Source organism: Serratia sp. YWN4 (assembly GCF_055790845.1).
In genome coordinates this window covers 2025399-2046698 of the sequence record NZ_CM147696.1, presented here as the reverse complement: position 1 = coordinate 2046698, position 21300 = coordinate 2025399, and the positions used below count along the sequence as shown (strand labels likewise).

The 21300-nt window shown below is 52.2% G+C and carries 19 protein-coding genes, 1 tRNA gene and 2 pseudogenes; 10 read left to right on the top strand and 12 right to left on the bottom strand.

Going from position 1 to position 21300, the window contains the following annotated elements; all coding sequences use genetic code 11:
• Window positions 1–5: 5 nt before the first annotated feature.
• Window positions 6–1235: a bifunctional glucose-1-phosphatase/inositol phosphatase gene (agp, locus tag ACX9GT_RS09565; protein WP_473190847.1), complete on the bottom strand. Its 1230-nt coding sequence runs from the start codon at window positions 1233–1235 to the stop codon at window positions 6–8.
• 240 nt (window positions 1236–1475) lie between these two features.
• On the opposite strand from agp, the pseudogene ACX9GT_RS09560 reads away from it, so the two are divergent.
• Window positions 1476–1565: pseudogene (locus ACX9GT_RS09560) on the top strand (response regulator); the annotation flags it as partial.
• Between the two features lie 187 nt (window positions 1566–1752).
• A tRNA-Asn gene (locus tag ACX9GT_RS09555) sits at window positions 1753–1828 on the top strand.
• 153 nt (window positions 1829–1981) lie between these two features.
• Here the strand turns inward: ACX9GT_RS09555 and ACX9GT_RS09550 are convergent.
• The 3 genes from ACX9GT_RS09550 to ACX9GT_RS09540 all read right to left on the bottom strand — a co-directional run bounded on the left by ACX9GT_RS09550 (window position 1982) and on the right by ACX9GT_RS09540 (window position 4404).
• Window positions 1982–2656, bottom strand: a complete 675-nt coding sequence (locus tag ACX9GT_RS09550) for a DUF4405 domain-containing protein (RefSeq protein WP_473190846.1) — start codon at window positions 2654–2656, stop codon at window positions 1982–1984.
• Window positions 2657–2670: 14 nt separating this feature from the next.
• Complete coding sequence (locus ACX9GT_RS09545) at window positions 2671–3336, bottom strand: flavodoxin (RefSeq protein WP_473190845.1); 666 nt, start codon at window positions 3334–3336, stop codon at window positions 2671–2673.
• A gap of 78 nt (window positions 3337–3414) precedes the next feature.
• A complete protein-coding gene (locus ACX9GT_RS09540; protein ID WP_473190844.1) occupies window positions 3415–4404 on the bottom strand; it encodes an alpha/beta hydrolase in 990 nt (329 codons plus the stop codon).
• 273 nt (window positions 4405–4677) lie between these two features.
• Between ACX9GT_RS09540 and ACX9GT_RS09535 the strand changes: the two genes are divergently transcribed.
• The 6 genes from ACX9GT_RS09535 to ACX9GT_RS09510 all read left to right on the top strand — a co-directional run bounded on the left by ACX9GT_RS09535 (window position 4678) and on the right by ACX9GT_RS09510 (window position 10366).
• Window positions 4678–5370: a heavy metal response regulator transcription factor gene (locus ACX9GT_RS09535; RefSeq protein WP_473190843.1), complete on the top strand. Its 693-nt coding sequence runs from the start codon at window positions 4678–4680 to the stop codon at window positions 5368–5370.
• Window positions 5371–5381: 11 nt separating this feature from the next.
• On the top strand, window positions 5382–6776 hold the full coding sequence (locus ACX9GT_RS09530; RefSeq protein ID WP_473190842.1) for a heavy metal sensor histidine kinase: 1395 nt from the start codon (window positions 5382–5384) through the stop codon (window positions 6774–6776).
• A gap of 182 nt (window positions 6777–6958) precedes the next feature.
• Window positions 6959–8101, top strand: coding sequence for an IS4 family transposase (locus ACX9GT_RS09525; RefSeq protein ID WP_473187570.1), 1143 nt, complete (start codon window positions 6959–6961; stop codon window positions 8099–8101).
• A gap of 114 nt (window positions 8102–8215) precedes the next feature.
• Window positions 8216–8629, top strand: coding sequence for a carboxymuconolactone decarboxylase family protein (locus ACX9GT_RS09520; protein WP_473191548.1), 414 nt, complete (start codon window positions 8216–8218; stop codon window positions 8627–8629).
• Window positions 8630–8683: 54 nt separating this feature from the next.
• A complete protein-coding gene (locus ACX9GT_RS09515; protein ID WP_473190841.1) occupies window positions 8684–9154 on the top strand; it encodes a (R)-mandelonitrile lyase in 471 nt (156 codons plus the stop codon).
• A 138-nt stretch (window positions 9155–9292) separates the two neighbouring features.
• Complete coding sequence (locus ACX9GT_RS09510; protein WP_473190840.1) at window positions 9293–10366, top strand: alpha/beta hydrolase; 1074 nt, start codon at window positions 9293–9295, stop codon at window positions 10364–10366.
• Window positions 10367–10398: 32 nt separating this feature from the next.
• Here the strand turns inward: ACX9GT_RS09510 and ACX9GT_RS09505 are convergent, their stop codons facing one another.
• Complete coding sequence (locus tag ACX9GT_RS09505; protein ID WP_473190839.1) at window positions 10399–11286, bottom strand: LysR family transcriptional regulator; 888 nt, start codon at window positions 11284–11286, stop codon at window positions 10399–10401.
• A gap of 108 nt (window positions 11287–11394) precedes the next feature.
• Between ACX9GT_RS09505 and ACX9GT_RS09500 the strand changes: the two genes are divergently transcribed.
• The gene (locus tag ACX9GT_RS09500) at window positions 11395–12246 is read left to right on the top strand and encodes an aldo/keto reductase (RefSeq protein ID WP_473190838.1); all 852 of its coding nucleotides are present in this window, start codon (window positions 11395–11397) and stop codon (window positions 12244–12246) included.
• 106 nt (window positions 12247–12352) lie between these two features.
• Window positions 12353–12532: pseudogene (locus tag ACX9GT_RS09495) on the top strand (aldo/keto reductase); the annotation flags it as partial.
• Window positions 12533–12602: 70 nt separating this feature from the next.
• Here ACX9GT_RS09495 and ACX9GT_RS09490 read toward each other — a convergent pair.
• From ACX9GT_RS09490 to ACX9GT_RS09460, 7 genes are all read right to left on the bottom strand, one after another.
• On the bottom strand, window positions 12603–13517 hold the full coding sequence (locus ACX9GT_RS09490; RefSeq protein ID WP_473190837.1) for a hypothetical protein: 915 nt from the start codon (window positions 13515–13517) through the stop codon (window positions 12603–12605).
• Window positions 13518–13760: 243 nt separating this feature from the next.
• Window positions 13761–15170 (bottom strand): VasL domain-containing protein, encoded by a 1410-nt coding sequence (locus tag ACX9GT_RS09485; RefSeq protein WP_473190836.1) that lies wholly within the window; start codon window positions 15168–15170, stop codon window positions 13761–13763.
• Window positions 15171–15179: 9 nt separating this feature from the next.
• On the bottom strand, window positions 15180–15614 hold the full coding sequence (gene tssE / locus ACX9GT_RS09480; RefSeq protein WP_473190835.1) for a type VI secretion system baseplate subunit TssE: 435 nt from the start codon (window positions 15612–15614) through the stop codon (window positions 15180–15182).
• Between the two features lie 3 nt (window positions 15615–15617).
• A complete protein-coding gene (gene tssJ / locus ACX9GT_RS09475) occupies window positions 15618–16151 on the bottom strand; it encodes a type VI secretion system lipoprotein TssJ (RefSeq protein ID WP_473190834.1) in 534 nt (177 codons plus the stop codon).
• Window positions 16152–16234: 83 nt separating this feature from the next.
• Window positions 16235–17827 (bottom strand): type VI secretion system protein TssA, encoded by a 1593-nt coding sequence (gene tssA, locus ACX9GT_RS09470; protein WP_473191547.1) that lies wholly within the window; start codon window positions 17825–17827, stop codon window positions 16235–16237.
• Between the two features lie 141 nt (window positions 17828–17968).
• The gene (gene tssH / locus ACX9GT_RS09465) at window positions 17969–20635 is read right to left on the bottom strand and encodes a type VI secretion system ATPase TssH (RefSeq protein ID WP_473190833.1); all 2667 of its coding nucleotides are present in this window, start codon (window positions 20633–20635) and stop codon (window positions 17969–17971) included.
• A 172-nt stretch (window positions 20636–20807) separates the two neighbouring features.
• Window positions 20808–21299 (bottom strand): Hcp family type VI secretion system effector, encoded by a 492-nt coding sequence (locus ACX9GT_RS09460; protein ID WP_037396711.1) that lies wholly within the window; start codon window positions 21297–21299, stop codon window positions 20808–20810.
• Window position 21300 lies beyond the last annotated feature (1 nt).

Below are 21300 nucleotides of genomic sequence, written 5' to 3'. Positions count from 1 at the left end.
TCAGGCTACAGAATCCCCTTCATGGTTTTTTCAAAATCGCTCCAGGCACAGAAACCCTCTTGATCCAGCGGGCAACCTTCCAGCGCCAGGGTGACACGCTGCGGGGGATTCTGCAGCGTCAGCGGCGTGGCATTACGCAACTGCTCAGTCGACTGATAAACATATTCAATCTTCAGCAGATCGCGATCGCCCTTAGCATCGTGCCAACGTTGAAACACCAGTTTGCCGCCAATCGGGGTTTTCTCGTATTGATGTGGCAGTTGATAAGGCTTGAATTGCATGGCAGAAAGCAGTGAAGCAATGTTGGAATCATGCCCCACCAGCACGGTCAGCTTCGGTGAACCCGCTTTACGTTCGCTAATCAGCGCCGAATTAATATAGGTCAGCAGCGGTTTAGCCACGTTTTGCGCCACCACCGTTGAGGTAAACAACGAGTCCTGATAGCCGTCTTTCAACTGCGCCAGTTGCTGCCACTGATGCGGCGTCACGATCTTGCCCCAGGCGACGTTCTTCATCGGGAAGCCTTCGTAATACTGCAACATAAAGGCATCCACCAGCGAGTTACCCACCTTCAACGGGCCAGAAACCCCCGGCTCTTTCCCTGGCACTGCGCTCATTTTGCTGGGTTCGGCGGTCAGATCGCACTGTTTGTCAGTTTTGCAGGCGGCAGAGTCCTTGTAATCAATAATCTGTGCCAGTTGCTTGTAAGAAGCATCCAGCTTCAGCGAAGCCAGCTCGGCATTCATCGCGCTCAACGCCTGCTGGTTAAAGGCATCGCTATTATCGGTGATGATCGGGTTAAACGTCGGATCCATTTCCCCCATTTTGTCCTGATGATGGACGCTGATATCGCAGCCAGGAAACGCGCCGTTGCTAAAGAACTGAGCGGTCGCCACGGTCCGCTGCAAACTGTTGGCATAGACATACACGCTGCCATCGGCAGGGCATCCTTCTTGCGGCAACAGGCCAGTCTGCTTCAGCCACGCATTGAAATAGTGGCCCATATACACTTCCAGCACCCCACCTTTAGTGGTCAGAAACCCGCCCGGAGTATCCCATTGTGGCCAGTCTTTCGGCGTTGATTGAGCCAATACGCTACCGTTATTCGCCAATGGCGCACGCAGGTTATGGCGGCTCATCACCAGCACCTGTTGCAGCTGATAATCTTGGGTTTCAGCGATGGCAGATCCGGTAAACAGCAGTGGCAGGCAAAGTAACAACGTTGATTTTTTCATCCGCAGAGGCTCCTGAAAAATGATTATTTTTAATAGGTTAACGATCAACGAACTATGATGGAGAAACTAGGCATTAAAGTATGTGAGGAGTATCACGGGGAGGGAGTGCAACAGCGGGCACCTATCGATGGCCGCTGGTTAGCTTCGCTGGCACGCATCAGTGCGCTTTCCAGCAGAGCGCGCAAGACACAATCCAGCGCCCCTTTATCGTCGACAATCACCTGTACCGGCGGCACACCATATCGGATCACCCCCTTGGCCTACGATCGGTTGGCGCAGACTTTGCTACGTTTCAGCCAACGACGCCAGGCATTGAAGGATAAAGAACGCGGCTGACAGCACGCAGGCAAAATACGCGAAAATCTCCGCCTTGGCGGCGTTTAAAATATGCGGTAATAAGCTAAATCTGCCAAAACCTCAACACGTTGCGCATTCTGTAAGCAAACAGTCACAGAATGCGTAATCCGCCTTTGACTTCCCTCTGGCCCCCCGTTATGATTCCGCTCGTTCACACGATTCCTCTGTAGTTCAGTCGGTAGAACGGCGGACTGTTAATCCGTATGTCACTGGTTCGAGTCCAGTCAGAGGAGCCAAATTAAAAAATCCCGCTTAGTTACCTAAGCGGGATTTTTGCGTTTCAGTACCATGCTAACAATTCAAAACGCTGGTATCTCTGACCTGCCCCCATTGATGCGCTGAGCAATGGTTATTCAACTATTTTTTGGGCGAGTTTTTATCCCAAATCATTAGCCTTGCCAATGTGAATAAATAGCCCCTGTCAAGCGTGCCAGAGAAGCAAAGAGAATGGTGATAGCGAAAAAATCAAAATAGAAAAAAACCTTAGACTCTTCAAAGTCAAAAAAGGCAAAATCGACTTGAATAAGCAAATAAGGCAGTAAATTGCGATAAATAAAAGCATACAACCCATACGCTGCAATACTGAAGAAAACGGTGGGCATCAATCGTGTAGTGAGAAACGAGATGGGTGAAATATTCCAAACTTTACAAAAAAAGTTGGCCAGCATTTTCCAGTGCATACCCAAATGGACTGCAACAATAATTTGCCCCCAATGAACACTGGTCATGTGGATCTTTCTCACCAGATCAGAAGAACTATGAATCGCTAAATCAGGCAATAGATATTTTGACAGCATTACCCCACTGATAATGGCCATTGAAAATAGCAGCACCAGTAACAGATTTACGGTGACTTGCATGAACCTGAAGGCGGAAAACTCCCCCTGAGCCAGTTTTCTAAGCCAGTGAATGTTCAAGCCATTGTGGAGCAGGATGATCATTAAAAAAGCCATGCCTAACCACTCATGGATATTTTCTCCCCACAGATGAAAACCCATTAGCGATAACAGGATAATCACCATTATCAGATCCTGGATCACCTGGAATTTATATTTTGCTTTCATTCACTGGCCTGCTATTACGGCATGTTCGGTAATTTTTTTAACCAGTTGAGTATTTCCGTTGGCGTATCATCATCCGTCACATCATCTCTTGAGATGGCGAAACCCTGGGTGACCAGCTGTGCATTGGGCTGAAGGCGTTTGATTTCACGCAGAGAGTCAGAAAAACGACTGCCGCCGTGGGTGGTAAAAGGAATCAGGGTTTTGCCACTAAAATCATGCTGTTCAAAAAAGCTGTACATCACCATCGGCATTTTGTACCACCAGATGGGATAGCCAACGAATACCTGATCATAATCGGCAAGGTTGGGTACTTTTTCTTTCAATTCAGGCCGAACCCCGTCTTTCACTTCTTGTTCTGCATACTTCAACAAGGGTTCATGCTGACGCGGATAAGGTTTAACCGTTTCAATGCGGAATAAATCGCCGCCGGTTTCCTTCTGGATAATCTGTGCCACATATTGGGTACTTCCCAGAATGACACCGTTTTTTTGCAAAATACTCGCACCTGAAACACCATCAACCCCGTCTAACTTCACTTCTTCTGGTTGAGAAAAATAGACAATCAGGATCTTTTGAGCCTGCTGATCGGCTGGCTTGGCTAGAGCGCTTAAGCTGCAAACAGCAATCGCCAGAAAGATCATTATATTTTTAGCCACTGTGTTTGACCGTAATTTTTTCATACATCTCACCGATATAGGGTCTTTTATGCGTGATGATGGTGCCACAGCAATCACGGTGACACCGAGACAGACGGCTTCTTATAAGTTCTTCCCGTAGAACTGTTCTAATTTCCCCATTGCCTGATTGACATACTCCGGTTTCCAATAAGTCTCAATATGGGTTGCTCCCTCAATCAGGAATAACTCTTTATTTTTGGCCTGGGTTGCGCCTTTAAAGGCTTTTTCACTCATATACAGGGAGTCCGCTTTGCTGCCTGCCATCATCAGCAACGGCTTATTGATTAAATCCATATTGCTGGCAGCATCAAAGCTCATTAAGTCGAGCAGACTGCTGGCGGTGTATCTGAAGGTTGAGTTGGGGTGGGCGTGAGTCTTGCCATAGTACTCAAACCCCTGGCGATAAAGATCAAACGGTAGCTTGGCAATTTGCTCATCCGTCAGTTTGGCATCCCCGATATAGGTCACTGCCCCGCCCGCCGCTTCTTTTGCCTGGGCATCAGAGGCCTGTTTTAAGCGTTCCTGTATTGTGGAGATTTGCGAATCCTGATAACCGTTGCGTCTGACCAAACCAGAGTCAAACATGCTCAATGTGGCAATGGCGCTAAAGCGTTTATCGGTCTGTCCTGCCTTTAAGGAGTAGCCACCGCCGCCGCAAATGCCCAGCAGGCCTAAACGAACCGTGTCCACCCCAGGATATTGGGTGATGAAGTCGGCCATGCCGTGAATGTCTTCAATACGGTAAGCGGGTTTGTCGACATTGCGGGGCAAACCGCCGCTGGCCCCCTGATACGCCGCATCCGCAGTAATGGTGATGTAGCCTTGTTCAGCCAGACGCTGGGCATATAGGCCAGCAACCTGCTCTTTCACACCACCATTGGGATGCGCCACCACCACTGCCGGGTATTTTTTAGCGGGATCATAATTCGCCGGGGTATACACGTTGGCGGAAATATCCAAACCATTCAGCTTGTAAGTCACCGGATGAATATTGACTTTGCCTTTCACGTTTTCGGTAATTGCGCCGTCATAGGCCAACGTAAACGGGTTTAATTGATAATCGGCTGCCATGGTACCCCCTGATGAAAGACTAATCACTGCCGCTAATAACGTTGTTTTGAAAAGGTTGTATTTCATTGAAAGAATCCTCCAGATATCCCAAATAACCCACGTATTGCTTTTGAGAGGGAGTTTAAGGGGGGCTGGCTGACACCAGCATGACGGCCAGATAACATTTCTGTCAGCTAGATAAATACTTTCCTGACAAAAATGTCAGGGAAATGTCAGCTTGGTGTTGGTCATGAACGGTTAAGATGGGTGGAACGGGGAAAAGGAGGGGCGAACATGCGGCTACTGTTGGTAGAAGATGAGGAAAAAACGTCTTCGTATATCAATCGCGCGCTTAGCGAATTGGGTTTTACCGTCGACGTCGCAGCCAACGGTACGGATGGCCTGTATCTGGCTCTTGAGTATGATTACGATACGATTGTGCTGGATGTCATGTTACCCGGCATCGACGGTTATGCGGTGCTGCAAGGTCTGCGAGCCAGTAAGCAAACTCCGGTGCTGATGCTGTCCGCCCGCGGCTCGGTTGATGAGCGCGTCAAAGGGTTGCGTCACGGTGCAGATGATTATCTGCCCAAACCGTTTTCGCTGATTGAACTGGTGGCCCGCATCCAGGCGCTGCTGCGGCGTCGCCCCAGCGATGGCGTAGATGTCACCCAATTGCACATTAACGATCTGCACCTCGATCTGCTGGCGAGACGTGTCACGCGAGCCGGTGAGCGTCTTGAACTCACCGCCAAAGAATTTGCCCTGTTAAGCCTGCTGGCGCGGCATCAGGGTGAGATCCTATCCAAAATGATGATTGCGGAGCAGGTCTGGGACATGAATTTTGACAGCGATGCCAACGTGGTTGAAGTGGCGATAAAACGCCTCCGGGCGAAAATTGATACCCCCTACCCGGTCAAGCTGCTGCATACGGTGCGGGGCATGGGGTATGTCCTTGAAACCCGCCCCGAGCAGCAGGCAAAATAGCGAGAACTGTCATGATTAAACGTTCTATCTCAGGACGGCTGGCGCTGATGTTTGCTGTGGTCTCAGTCTTGATTGTGTCAATCTTCGGCATTGTGCTGAGAAGCTCCCTGCATGACTCATTGCAAAAACAGATGCATAACGAACTGCTGTTCAGGGAATCACTGATGGAACCCTGGATCCTTTCCCGTACCACGCTGGATGGCTGGCAAACGCTGGCAACCAAATTCACCGATTTGGCCACGGCTGAAGGTGGCCGGGTGCAATATTGGCTGCTCAGTGATGATCCTCAACTGCAAATAGGCGGCCTGCCACCCAGCGGCGTAAATTGGGCTTCGCTGAGCAATGGCTTCAGCAAAGTGCCCGGCGCAACAGAAAAGTCATGCTCCCTGTTTCTGCTGATGTCAAAAATCCCTGCTCAGGGTGAGCGCCCCGCTCTGCGCTATGTGGTAGCCATCGACTCCACCCCCTATATGGGAACGCTGAACGAATTTACCCGCACGCTGATCGTCATAACCGCCATGGGCGTGCTACTGGTGGCGCTGCTGGGGTTTGTGATTGCCCGAATCGGTATGCGGCCACTGAACAAACTCAGCGATCAGGCGCATCACCTGGCTCCGGGGAATCACGGGCAGCGTCTGGATACCGCTATTCTGCCGGATGAACTGCAAAAGCTGGCCGTTGCCTTCAACGGCGTGCTCGAACGGCAGGAAATCGCCTGGCGACAGCTCGAAAGTTTTAATGCCGATGTGGCACATGAACTGAGAACCCCACTGACCAACCTGATGGGGCAAACGCAGCTGGGCCTGTCACGTCAACGCGAAACGCACGAACTCGAGGAGCTACTGGAGTCCAATCTGGAAGAACTTGAGCGCATGACCTCGATCGTCAACGACATGCTATTCCTCTCCCATGCTCAGGCCGGGGAACATGCCACCCAGTTAACCGCAGTGTCTCTGCGTGAAGAAACCTACAAAACAGCGGAATACGTTGAGCCTTCATTTGCCGAAAAAAACCTGTCTATTGAGGTGAACGGCGATCTCACCGCCCGTATTGATCGGCGGCTGTTCCACCGTTCGCTGGCGAATCTGTTGGAAAACAGCGCTCGCCATGCTCCACCTGCCAGCACCGTAACGGTGACGATCAGCAAAGAAAATAATCTGGCCTCAATAGCGGTCGCTAACCTCGGCGAACCTATTACGGCTGCACATCTGCAACGTTTGTTTGAGCGTTTTTATCGCGCTGATTCCTCCCGCACGCGCAGCGATACACACCATGGGCTTGGGCTTTCCATCGTCAGGGCGGTGGCGATCATGCATCGAGGCGATGTGTTTGCCAGCAGCCAGAATGGAATTAATACCTTTGGTTTGACCCTGGCAATAAGCAGCGATTCTGCCGGAGCAGATTAAAATCGAAAGTGCTTAATATTATTGATAACAAAAATATATTTCCTTTAATAAAAATACAGTTAACGGCAATTCTGACAAATATGTCAGTCCGCTTAGCTATCCCCTCATATGAGTGAGGCATGGTACGGCTTCTGAGGTATGATCTCCGTTATTGACCCGCTAATAACGAGCAGACAATCTCCATGCTTAACCACGAAATAATCCTTAACCACATTGATGACATATTCGGGCAGGACATGCATGCCAAGCGTGTATTGTCGCTCGCCAATGCAACCCACGGGGTGATTGAGTCGGGCTCATTGGCCATCCATGCAATTGGCAATGGGCTCTCTTTGGCAAGCGGCCTTGAGCGAAAGCACGCCGTCAAGCAGGTTGATAGACTGCTCACCAACACTAAACTAAACGTCTGGAGCCTGTTTGATGACTGGGTTCCCTATGTGGTGGCTGAACGTACTGACATCGTCGTCTCCATGGATTGGACTGAGTTTGATACTGATGACCACAGCACCCTGGTTATCAGCTTGCAAACCAACCATGGACGCAACACGCCGCTCCTGTGGAAAACCCACCAGAAATCCTTGCTCAAAGGGCAACGCAACGCTCATGAAAAGGCGCTGTTAACCAAGCTCAGGAAGACCTTGCCGCAAGGGGTTTTTGTCACCGTCGTGGCGGACCGTGGCTTCGGTTATATGGCGTTGTTTGAACGTCTTGAACAAGAGTTGGGTTTTGCCTATATCATTCGTTTTAAAAGCAATATTCTCGTTGGCTACCCAGGTATGGCTCAGGTGCCGGCGACTGAATGGCTTACCCCGACCGGGCGAACTCGCACGCTCAAAGAGGTGGAGCTTACCGGGCAACGACAGCGGGTCGAGCGGGTCTATTGCTGTCACAAGAGCGGTATGAAAGAGCCGTGGTTTCTGGCGAGTAATCGCGTCGATTTGAGCGCTGCCAAGGCCTTGAGTCTGTATGGTCAGCGCTGGGGTATCGAGAGCAGTTTTCGGGACATCAAGGACTACAGATTTGGCATGGGAATGGGTCAGGTTCGTGTCAAAAATCCGGCACGACGCGACCGATTATTTCTGTTCAGTGCGCTGGCGATAGTCCTGTTGACGCTGCTGGGCAAGGCGGGTGACAGCGTGGGTCTGGAACGAACGATCAAGGTCAATACCAGCAAAAGCCGAACGTATTCATTTTTCCGACAGGGTGTCATCTACTATCAGTTGCTGCCTAAAATGAAAGAAGCCTACGCGACGTTGTTGATGGAGAAGTTTACTTATTACCTGAGGCAGCATCGGTTATATACCCGCACACTTGGAATTATTTGAGTCTCTAAAAATGAGGGGATCATTAAGGTCAGTCCGCTGTCAGCCTGACGACATGAAGCCTCCGGTAAACTTAATTCATCTTCTTTTCAACATTGCCAATAACAAAGGAAATGAATAATGAAAAAAATGCTCCAGCATTGTCTGTTTTGTACCTCGCTCTTATTTGCCGCTTCAATAACCTCTCTCGCCCATGCGCAAGATGTGGCCGAAAAGAAACCATCGCGGGCGCAGCAGTTGATGGGGGATATCGCCCCCAAGCTGGCGCAACTCACTGACGATGTTCTGTATGCCGATATCTGGGAGCGGCCACAGCTTTCAAAGCGTGATCGGAGCCTGATAACGGTCAGCGCCCTGGTAGCGATGGATCGCCCCGATCAGTTGCGCTCCCATCTGCGTCTGGCGCGCCAGAACGGTTTGACCGAAGAACAGTTGGTTGAAACCATCACCCAACTTGCCTTCTATTCCGGCTGGCCAACGGCCGTAACGGCCATATCCATCGCAAAAGAGGTATTTAAAGAAGGGAAATAGTTTTTATCTTCGAGGGATTAATTGGATTTTTTTACGTTAATGGATTGAATTGATATGAAAATTTTCCTTATCACACTGGCCGCACTCTTACTGCCTGGTACGCAGGCCATCGCCGCAATGCAGGAAGCGGTAACGATCAGCCGTGCAGGCTCACAACCTACGACTATTGGCGCGCCGGAGAACTTTACCGGTACGGCAAAAGTTGACTCACGATTCAAAGGCAGCGCCCCTGCCCGAATCTCCGGAGGTACCGTGTCATTTGCAGCCGCAGCACGAACGGCTTGGCACACGCATCCCCTCGGGCAGACCCTGATCGTCTCTTCCGGTACTGGCTGGGTACAGGAATGGGAAGGCACGCCCCAGCAAATCAAAACCGGTGATGTGGTATGGATCCCGCCCAATGTAAAACACTGGCATGGCGCATCCGCAAAAGAGCCGATGGTACATGTTGCTGTTTCAGAATCACTGGACGGTAACACCGTGACGTGGATGGAAAAAGTCACGGACGAGCAGTACCCACAGTGATGAAACCACGGTTTAGCGCAATACATGGTGCTCAAACATATATTAGCCCAGCTTATTAACGCATGCGTTTTAACCGCATAGTCATGCGTGAAAATCTCTCTATGATTCAAGCATCCGCAATCACATGAGGAAAAGACCTTGAAAACCTTACTGAAAACACTCACCGCCTGTATGTTGGTTGGCGGATTAATTTCTCAATCTACACTTGCTGAACCCACAAAACCCTTGGTTATCCAGTCTCAGGGGAGTTTTGCTGCCGGTGGAACGGCTATGACCACACCCGGCCAGTTTGATCCTAAAAAACCATTGGATCCTGCGGGCCAGACCTACCATGGCGATCACGCCGCTGTGTTTTATCAGATCCCGGTGAACCCGCACAAATATCCCATTGTGATGTTGCACGGTGCTGGGCAGTCTTCCCGCACATGGGAAAGCACACCGGACGGTCGCGAGGGTTTTCAGAACATTTTCCTGCGCCGTGGCTTCTCGACCTATCTGGTCGATCAACCGCGCCGGGGTAACGCCGGGCGCAGCATGCTGGAAGGAACCGTCAAACCTGTTGCAGACGAGCAATTATGGTTTAACCAGTTTCGCCTGGGTGTCTGGCCTGATTTCTTCGAGGGCGTACAGTTCTCCCACGATAAAGAGGTGTTAAACCAGTACTATCGGCAGATGACGCCCAATACCGGCCCCTTTGATATCAATGTGATTTCCGATGCCATGTCAGCCGTAGTGGATAAATCTGGCCCCGCGATCCTGTTTACGCATTCCCAAGGTGGCGGCCCTGGCTGGTTCACCGCGATAAAGAACCCCAAGGTAAAAGGGATCGTCGCGTTTGAACCTGGCAGCAGCTTTGTCTTTCCAGAAGGTGAAGTTCCACCGCCAACGAAGAACGCTTTTGATACCGTCAAAGGGGAATCCGTGCCGCTGGCCCAATTTATGGCGCTGACTAAAATCCCGGTCCTGATTATCTACGGCGATAATATCCCAGATAAACCGACGGCGCTGCCCGCACAGGATAGCTGGCGGGCCAGACTGGCTGTGGCGCGCCAATGGCGGGATGTGGTGAATAAACATGGCGGAGACGTAACGGTTATCCATCTGCCGGAAATGGGCATCAAGGGGAACACGCACTTCCCGTTCTCCGATCTGAATAACCTTGAAATTGCCGGTCTGGTCGCAAAATTCCTGAAAGAGAAAAACCTTCAGTAAATAATCCAATAAGGGAGCAGCCAACGGCTCCCTTACTCTGTATAGCGCAGCGCATTGACCATCAGCATAAAGGCCGGAGCAGGATGTCGACGATTCGGATAATACAGATGATATCCAGCAAAATAGGGACACCACGCCTCCAAGACGCGGATTAAACGCCCGTCCTCAATAAACTGCTGCACAATATCTTGCGGCATATAGGCCAGCCCCTGCCCAGCCAGTGCTGAATTGAGCCTCAATGCCACGGTGTTAAAAACGCACTGCCCATCAACCCGAACTTTTAACTCTTTTCCCTCCTTTTCAAACTCCCACGGGAAAATGCCGCCATAGGTCGGTAACCTGATACCAATACAGTTATGGTGAGTTAACTCCTGAGGATGCTGCGGCACCGGATGCTTTGAAAAGTAATCCGGCGAACCGACCACGGCCATGCGAATATCCGGGCTAATGCGCACGGCGATCATATCCTTGGCTATTTGCTCCCCCAGCCGGATACCGGCATCGTAGCGCTCCGCCACAATGTCTGACAGGCCGTAATCCACAATCAGTTCGACACGAATATCAGGATATTCGGCCAGAAACGCTGCTAGCGCGGGTTGCACAATATAAACCGCAGGATGCTCCCCCGCCGTAATGCGCAAGGTGCCTGCCGGGCGCTCTTTCTGTGCTTTTAGCCGCGCAATTTCGGTTTCGATTTCCTCCAGCCGTGGCGCAAGCAGGTTAAGAATCTGTTCGCCAACTTCTGTGGGCGAAACGCTGCGCGTTGTGCGGGTTAACAGCCGCAAACCCAGTTTCTCTTCCAGCACCCTGATGGTTTGACTCAGCGCTGACTGAGACACCCCCAGCTTCGCGGCCGCCCGGGTGAAGCTACGCTCTTTGGCGACCAACGCGAACGCGGCGAGATCGTTGTAATTCTCCATTCTATTTATTAGCCCCACTAATAAAGTCATGCGGATTATAGCACCTAATCTTATTACAGCGTCTGCGCTATTCTGCTTGCAACCAAGACATGCTTATAGGACAACACCATGCAAACCGTCACATTAAATAACGGTATTCAGATGCCTTTACTGGGGTTTGGCGTTTATCAGATGACCGATCCAACCGAATGCGAACGGGCGGTGATTGATGCCATTGAGAGCGGATACCGCCTCATCGACACCGCAGCCTCTTATCAGAATGAAGCCCAGGTAGGGAATGCGCTGCAACAAAGCGGCATTGCGCGCCATGAACTCTTCGTCACCACCAAGCTCTGGTTGCAGGACACCCATTATGAAGGCGCAAAAGCCCAGTTTGAGCGCTCGCTTAACCGTCTACAGCTTGATTACGTTGATTTGTACCTGATTCATCAGCCCTACGGTGATGTTCACGGCGCGTGGCGCGCGATGGAAGAGTTGCACCGGGCGGGCAAAATCCGGGCGATTGGCGTCAGTAATTTCCATCCCGATCGCCTGGCGGATCTGATGGCGTTTAACCCGATCGTTCCTGCGGTCAATCAGATCGAGGTCAACCCGTTTAACCAGCAACTTCATGCCGTGCCGTGGATGAACAGCCGTGCCATCCAGCCAGAAGCCTGGGCTCCTTTTGCTGAAGGCCGCAATGGCCTGTTTCAGAACCCACTCTTGTCAGAGATTGGCAAGAAATACGCTAAGAGTGTCGGCCAAGTGGTCCTGCGCTGGATCTATCAACGTGGCATTGTTTCGCTGGCGAAATCCGTTCGTAAAGAACGCATGATAGAGAACCTCAACGTACTGGATTTTGAACTCAGCAACGCGGAAATGACGCAGATAGCGGCAATGGATACGGCCACCAGTGCCTTCTTCTCTCATCGCGATCCGGCGATGGTTGAGTGGCTGACCAAGCGTAAACTGGATGTTTAATCACCCACATACTCCGTGCAATAGGAAGGATTCGTCACATGCAAAAACGTACTCTTGGCAATTCGGGGTTGGAAGTTTCAGCATTAGGATTGGGATGTCTGGGGCTAAGCCACGGATCGTACCGATCCCTGCAACCACCAAACTCCACCGCCTGGAAGAAAACCTGGGTGCGGCTGAGATCATACTGAATAACCTTTAGCTTCAAAGCATTACCACCACGCTAGAAACGGTTCACGTTCAGGGGAAACGTTACCCTGCGGCATTACAGGCGCGGGTTGGGCGTTAGCCGTGCCTTGGCATTCGTTATTGGTCTGAAACGGACATTGCCCTCAGTTCCTGGGGTGAACTGCTCTCCCTCAACTTCCCTCTGGGGGACGGTTGTCTTTAATCAGTAATTTCTGCCCAGGGAAATCGATAAGGACTACGAAGTTTTTGAAGAAATTATTACCAATTAAACCATCCGTTTCCATATGCTCAAATGCACCGTCTAGCAGTACCGCATTCAACTTGATATTTTCTGTGCCCATCCCGTCAAGTTTGAACTCAGTTGCCTCGCACCCTTTATTGTCCATTTCTGGCATCAGGGTCTGGCAAGAGAGGCGAGTAAACGAAGATTTAAGCCTATCTTTCCAAAAAACCGATACCGTTGCGCCGGTATCCAACACCATGTTGTAGCGCTGCAAACGCTGCGAAACATTGACCACAAGGCCTTCTTGCGTAAGCTGTAGCGGCAAGGCAAGCCAACCGTCTGATACGTTGACGTTCAATGCTTGTACATCATCAGCCACTGACAAATTCTGGCCTTTATAATCAATCAGTACCACCTTTCCCTTGAATAAGTTCAGGCCAATAACCATTGACGTAGGGATATGCCCATTGGGAATTAAAACCATCCCCCAAGGGGTTAACGACACCCCTTTAACGTCCTTAAATAGCATACCGTTGAGCGAAAGCTGTGGAATGTGGAATCGGTCATTGAGAAAGATTTTGCCTGTCAGATCTGTAGTGCGCTCTTTTTCAGGATCGATGACCAACCCAGAAAGTTGCGCCATGACGGCTTTCGATAAATGCAGAGCGATGGATGATCCCGTATCGATCGAAAACGTCTGGCGCTTCCCGTCGATGTCAACCTGGGTCACCGGGAGAGAGGTGTCATCCAACTGAAAAGGCATCTGCATAACCTTTTCAGCGGCGGTGGCCACTAATGAGATCGCTGAAAATAAGAGGACGACTATCATCGCCGTAATGTGCCTATCCAGTAAAACATGCATACGTGTTTTCCAATTCAGAGTGTTTGCTGAGATCGAAGTCCCTAATTCACTATAGCGGTCATTGTCAGACCCTGAGCGGCAAAAGCTCTGGCAGCCATTAAAAATGGTGATGCTATCAGGCACAACCTATGAAACTGGCGGATGGTCAGTGAATGGAATTAAACACGCAGACTGGATGATAGAGCCGGGGAATATAAGACGCGCACCCCTTCCGCTTGAAAGGGGTGGCCTACGGGAAAGTATTTATTTAGCGGGTGCCGTCAACAAAGCATAACGGTTCAACAACTGCGTCAGCCTGCTGTCGATCTGGGTTTGCAATCCAGGTGAAACCTTACCCGCACGCTGTTGTTCTTCGAGCTGACGCAAGAGTTCCTCCAACGGCGGCGTGCGATTCATTGGCTGTTGCACGGCGAATACGACCGACTTCAGTTCTGAAACCGTCATGTAACGGCCACGCTGCTCGTCCAGCGAATTCAGCTTATCGGCCAACTGTTGCAGGCGGGTTTGCGCCTGATGCCAATCTTCCATCGCGGCTTTTGGCAACGCTTGTGCTTCGCGCTGCTGTTGCCACTGTTCCGCTAACTGTTTTACCTGCGGGCTCACCGGCCAAAGTGCGTGCAACTGTTGCACCAAGACGTTGCCGTAGTTCAGTGCCCAAAGCGGAGACAGTGCATCCAGCCGCAGCAGTTGTTCACCACTGGTTTGAGCCATCGTATCTTCAAGTCTGGCCAATTCAGCACGATGATCCGCTTGCTGAAGCTTCGCCAGTTGCCCCGGCTCCAACAACACGGGCAATGGCCTGACCATATTCCGCAATACCTGCTCAGTGCCAGACAGCCGAAGAGAAGCAATCCCCCACCAGGTAACGGCTCCGACCAGCACACTGATGATCACCCCCGCCAAAAAACCGTGCCACATCTTCCAGCGAGCGGGAGCGGGGGTAGGTTCAGGCTCCGGTTCGGGAGCAGGCAATGGCGCAGGAATTGGGGTAGGTGCTGGGGGTGGCACAGGCGCTGACTCCTTGATGATATACACCAACGGCGGCGATGCTGCACTTTCCTGTTGGAACGCCCCTTCCGGCTCAATCCGAATTTCAGTCGCCTGTGACGTTGCAGTGGCGGCCGACTCCAGGCTTTCCAGCCGCAATGCGGCATGGTGCATCTGATTGCGCAGGTTATCCAGCTTGCTGAGGTGCTTCAGATCCAGGCGTTGCAACACGTAGCACACATGCTCCAGCACTTTCTCAATACGGTAAATCTGCGCCAGATCGCCATATTGGAACTCCTGCGTGCGCAACACCTGCTGCAAGCGAGCGACCAACCAGGCCAGAATCTCTACCCTGGCGTGCGTTTGCTGCGGCCAAAAGACCGGCCACTGGTGCGTGAGCAACCCATCGATCAGTTGCAGCCCTTCATGAATGCCAGACAAACCAGAACGTTGCGTGCGTGCCAGCGTAAACCACGCGACCGTTTGCAGTTCCACGCCATTCTGCCGGAACAATGTCATACAGAGTTGTTCAACCTTGCCCCAGTGTACATCCGGGCGCGCCGGGTGACTCAGCTTGGCGATTTCCTCTTTCAGCGTGGCGAACTCTGCCAGAGTACGTGGATCGCCACCGGTTTTGATGCTGTTTCCTGATGATAATGCGCTCATTCAGTTACCTTATTCCATACGCTGTTGTTTTTTTAGATGCCGAACCAATACTCGCCCTTCCGGCACAAACTCAGTGCCGTAACGCACCAGCCCTACCCCTTTCAATTCGGCATCAATGGCATAGTTCAAATGCCCTGGCTGAGTTTCGGGCAGCAGAATAACCCTGATGCTTTTCAGTCGCGGCTCATATTTCAGCAAAGTATGCGAAAGCGTGGTCATCAGCGTATGCGCCGTGCCGGGCATCCCCTGCAATATTTTGCTCATATCCGGCAAACCATAATCAGTCAGATGGCTAAGCGTGCCCGCCCGACAGTTAAGAATGCGCTGCATGTTATCGAGTACCGAGAGGATCACCTGGTCCTCTTCACTGACCTGGTGCAGGCCCAGCTCACCAGAGAAATTGCCGGTGAGCATTTCATACAGGGAAGGATTCAATGAGGTCATGGGTTAATCCTTCAGGGGGAGCAGCGTTAAGCCTTTGCTCAGCGCTAACGTGCGGGGTCTATCTGGATCAAGCTCTTCGCGCGGGATCACATAGCGCCAGTCATTTTTGGTCAGATCCGGGGCGCGGAACAGCCCCACCACTGCAACAAAATTCGCCTCTTTTTCCAGGGGCATATCCAGGCTGGCAGAACCACCGGGCTTAACCACCACTTCACGGCTGGCCAACAGATCGGCGTTGAGTACATCATCGCCCCTCAGCAGCAGGCTTTGATAGTCCGCTTTGTCAAAGGCTTTGCGGTCGCGTAGCTGATAAATACGCACCACCGTCGGTAATGATGTGCCGTCATCCCCAGCCGTGTTAAGCGCGGCGCGACTAGCAAAATCAAGATGCAATGTTTTGATCTGTTTATAAAATATTGAACTGGCAACAGACTTGGTGCCTTCCGCAACCTTTTGCGTCAGGCCACAGCCCGTCAACATCAATACCAGAATCACGCCTGACACTAATGGCGCGGATTTAATAGCGATATTTGACATCGGAATCTCTCTACTGCGGTATTCGGGGCAAGTCATGCCCCTGAAAACACCAGCACCTCTGTTGCTCTTTCTGCCACGTTTCACTAACCACACAATACGGCAGCACGTGCCGGATCGATGGCCACCAGTCCACTCAGCAGCAGTTCCATCTGGCGAGCCAGTTCGGCTTTATCTGCGTCACCGCGCTGGGCTTTCATGCGCAGCAATTTCAGCCGCCGGGCCTTCACTTCAAACATCAGTGCAGGCTCCCACTGGCTTAGCGTAAAGAGTTCCACCGGGCCATCCAGTTCACTCAGCAAATGCAGCGCCATCTCATTCTTGCCGTATTGCTCGGCGACGCGCGCCATCAACAGCCGCAGCAACCAGCGTTGACGATGCGTGTGGATCCCTGGGCGGCCAGCCAGCCAGCCCAATGCGGCCTCAATACCATCACTGTCTGCCTGGGCAAGCGCTTCCGGTTCCAATGCCAGGATATCGCTATCTTCGCCCGCAACCGCTGTGGCATTCTCTGGCAGCCAGGCGGAGGAACTCCCCTGCACCTGCTGCTCAATCCACGCCATCGTGACTTCATCGGCGAAAGGTGTGCCATCGGCATAGGCCAGCTTTTGCAGGCCCGGTAAACGCTCCAGCAGCATTGCCAGATCGTTTTTGATAATGTCTGCCCACAGATCATAGGGATGACCATGCTTGCTCAACCCTTGATAGGTGTACCACTGCAAATCAAGCCAGAAATGATTCACCCCTTCGGCAAACATGCTTTCCGTCCGCTCCAGCAATTCGCCCCAACTTTGTTGCAGGTAGAGGCGCTTTAGCTGGGCGCGGTATTCGGTACGCGGTGCCACCAGCCGGGTCAGGCCAGCGCTGTCTTGCGGAGGGAGCTGATGCACGGTGTCCCAACGGACGCTTTTCATCAATCTTGAGCCAGAAAGCCACCCTTGTGGCTGCTCGCGCAGATAACGTGCCAACTCTTTCGCCTGATCCAGCAGATCGCGCCCGGATTGCACCTGACGCAGGCTGGGTAAGTCCTGCTGCCGAACCTGCGTAGGCGTGCTTTCTTGTGCCCCGCTATTTTGTGGCACCAGCGCATCCATGCCGCCCGACTGGGCCAACCGGTTATCCAACGCGCTGTAGAGCCCGGCAAATGAAGGCCGATCCTGTTCCGGCCAACGGCTAAAAGCATGATCAAGCAATGCCAGCGCGGCTACGGCGCGTTCGAAATCGGCTTTTTCGATTTCCGGGTAACGCATCAGGCTATCTTGTACCTTGCCGCCTGCCAGCCATTCCAACGCCACTTTCCGGCTGTTGGCGCGCGGGGGTAACAAGGCTTCGCCATATTGTTCAACCAGCCCTGCCAACAGCGTTAGCCCATCCGCCAGCCCTGCTTCGCCATCACGGTGCAAACGCGCCCACAGGTAATAAGTGACCACCCGCACATCTTTGCAACTGGTGGTCAGCAGCTTCTCGGCCAATTGGCAAATCAGATCGGTGTCTGCACCTGAGAGCTTGTTCACCTCTTCGCGCATACGCTGAAAATCGTCGTCATAACCCGGATCGTCGCCAACCGGTGCATCTGCTGCGATAGGTTCCAGCCAGCGCTGCCATAATACGGCTGCCTGTTTGGCTTCATCCAACACATCACGATCTTTAAAACACGCGGCGATAAGCTGTGTCAGCATCATTCCACCTCCGCAGTGAGGCCATCAATGGTCGGGGCTGCCGGTGTATTACCACTGACATCGAATATCTTGGTCGGCAAAGTAAAACCTCGTCGTTTCAATAGCACCAGTAACACAGAAAAGAGTGAGTCATCTTGGGCATCACGCTGTCTGCGCAATGTTCGGATCGTCAAACGCCAGCGTAATGCCCTCTTCATCGTTATACCCCAACAGCAGGTGTTGCGGTTTCTGATGCTGTGCCAACTGTTGCAGCAATTGCTGACTCAATACCGGCAGGATCTGCTGATTCAGCAGGCTGTCAATGTTGCGCGCACCGCTGTCTGGCAGCAGGCAGGCAGCAACCAGCGTATCGTACAGGCTTTCTTCGATAGTGCAGTTCAACCCATAGTGACGTTGCAGGCGCTGAGCAACCTGTTCGAGTTTAATTTCCACGATATTGCGCAATGCCGAAGCGGCCAGAGGGCGATAAATCACCGTTTGGAAACGGGCCAGTAAGGCGGGTTGGAAATGCTCGCGCAGGATTGGGCGCAACAATTCGTGCAAAGTGGCATCCGGTGCTTCGGGTTGCTCATCCAGCAGTTGCATAATGTGATCGCTGCCCATATTGGCGGTCATCAGAATCACGGTGTTGCGGAAGTCGATTTCACGGCCTTCGCCATCGCGCATAAAGCCACGATCGAACACCTGGTAGAACATGTTCAGCACATCACGGTGGGCCTTCTCGACTTCATCCAGCAACACTACGCTGTATGGGCGCTTGCGTACCGCTTCGGTGAGCACGCCGCCTTGGCCATAACCGACATAACCCGGCGGTGAACCTTTCAACTGGGAAACGGTATGCGCTTCCTGGTATTCCGACATGTTAATCGTGATGAGTGCTTTTTCGCCGCCAAACAGGCTATCTGCCAACGCCAGTGCCGTTTCGGTTTTACCCACACCGCTCGGGCCAACCAGCAGGAAGACGCCCAGCGGGCCATTCTCTGGCGTAAGGCCGGTTTTGGACGCTCGGAGGCGTTGAGCCAGTGCCAACAGCGCTGCGTCCTGGCCAACCACACGTTGACCGAGACTCTGCTCCAATTGCAGCAGGTTAGTTTGCTCGTCTTTCAGCAAGCTGCCCAACGGCACCCCGGTCCAATCGGCAATTACCGTCGCCACGGTACGGGCATCGACATCCAGTGACAGTAAACGAATGTTATTTTGCAGTTCATTCAGTTGGTGTTGCAGTTGCGCACGCTCCACCGAACGGCTGAGATCTTTGCGCAGCTCCAGTAGCTGCTGGGTTAGCGCTTTTTCCTGCTGATACTGTTTTTCCAGCTCGACCTGTTGCTTTTGCAACACTTCACGCCAATCGGTGATATCTGCCAAACGGGCCGGATCGGCATCCGAACTCAGCACCAGATCCTGTTCAATGGCCTGCTGCTCCATGTCTAGCGCCATCAGTTCGGAGCTGACCTGCATCAATGGCTGTGGCTTGGTATCCAGGCTCATGCGTACCCGCGCACTGGCGGTATCCAGCAAATCGACCGCTTTATCCGGCAGTTGACGGCCCGTCAGATAGCGGCGCGACAGCGTCACTGCGGCTTTTACCGCTTCATCGGTGATGTGTACACCATGGTGTTTGGCATAGCGATCTTTCAGGCCACGCAGCATCAGGCAGGCTTTCTCATCATCCGGTTCGTCCACTTTCACCATCTGGAAGCGGCGTTCCAATGCGGCATCACGCTCGAAATATTGCTTGTATTCCGACCAGGTGGTGGCGGCGATCGTGCGCAGCTCGCCACGCGCCAGTGCTGGTTTAAGCAGGTTGGCCGCATCGGCGCCCCCCGCCTGATTACCTGCGCCAATAATGGTATGCGCTTCATCAATAAACAGCAGGATCGGGTTCGGCGATTGCTGCACCGCGGCAATCACGTTTTTCAGGCGTTGCTCAAACTCCCCTTTTACACCGGCTCCTGCCTGCAACAGCCCCAGGTCCAACGTGCGTACGCTGACCGTTTTCAGGCTGTCCGGCACGTTACCTTCGGCAATTCTCAAGGCCAACCCTTCAACCAATGCCGTTTTACCCACCCCAGGCTCACCCACCAGAATCGGGTTGTTTTTACGACGGCGCGAAAGGATATCCACCATCTGGCGGATTTCGTTATCACGCCCGAATACCGGGTCAATTTCGTTGGCCTTGGCTTTGGCGGTGATATCCTGTGTGAACTTGTCCAACACCGCCAGCAATGCTTCATTGGGCATTGGTGAGGAAACCAAAGGATCCGCCACAGACTCTGACTCTTGCTGGGGCAAAGCAGAAGGATAACGCCCCAGTTCAGCCTGTTGCTGTAACTCCGGGCGCTCATCGGACTGGGCATCCAGCAAAGGACGCAGGCGCTTCAATTGACCTGGGCTCAGGCTCAATAGCGGCCACAGGCCATCGGTCGCCAGCTGCGAAGGCTTTGCCATCAGCGCACCCAGCAGGTGAACGCTGCGAATTTGCTGAGCATCTTCATCCAAAGATGCCGCCAGCCAAGACTGCTTGATCAGGTTCAACAAGGCGGCCGAAAGATGTGGGCGGCTACGGACCGAGCGTGGCAAAGTGTCAAGATTTGCCAACAGCGATTGCCACACACCGTCCATATCCCACTCATAACGGCGAGCCAATACGGTAATATCCCCCTCACCCAATTCCAACAGTTTGAGCAACCAGTGTTCAATGGTAATTTCCGCGTGGGCACGGGTCTGGCACAAGGTTGCCGCAGCTTCCAAGGCCTGCGCGCAATGAGAATTTAACCGGCGTAATAAAATAGCTGACTGATTTTCCATAGTTCCTATCCCTGTTTTCCCGTCATGCTCGGGCACACTACCGCCCGCAGCCGTTAACCGAGGCCCATAAGGTTATCTGATAAAAGTACGTTGTCTTTGCCTAATGCCTGCAACAGACCCTAGGAAAAAACAACCAATAAAAAGCAGACGGTAACACCGTCTGCTCCAACCTTTACGCGGTAGCGCGTTCATTCCAAGCATCGGAATGAATGATGTTGCCATCTTTGTAAGTCCAGGTGATTTTTTCGTAGCGCAGTTCCACCAGTTCCAGGTGATTGTGTTTCTCTTTGCCTGGATCTTTGATGTCGTGCATCTTCGGTGCCACTTTCACTACTTTGACGTTATCCAGTTTGGTATTGAAATACTCAACTTCCTGGCCAGCATCATCAATGCGGTACCACTTAAACTCAGCCGTTTTCAGCGTTTGGCCGGTGGTCACCGCTTTGTACAGGTATGGGCTGGACGCATCGATTTCCTTGGTAAATACGAAAGGTGTATGGATACGAGTTCCGGTCAGCTTGCCAGTGTTATTGTCAGTCGGGATGTACAGGCTATGATCCTGTGCCACCACTTCGATGCTCCCTTCGCGACTTTGTACGTCCACAGAACCTTTAATGTCCGCACCGCCATCGTCCTTCAGCCACAGATAGACTGGAATTGCCATG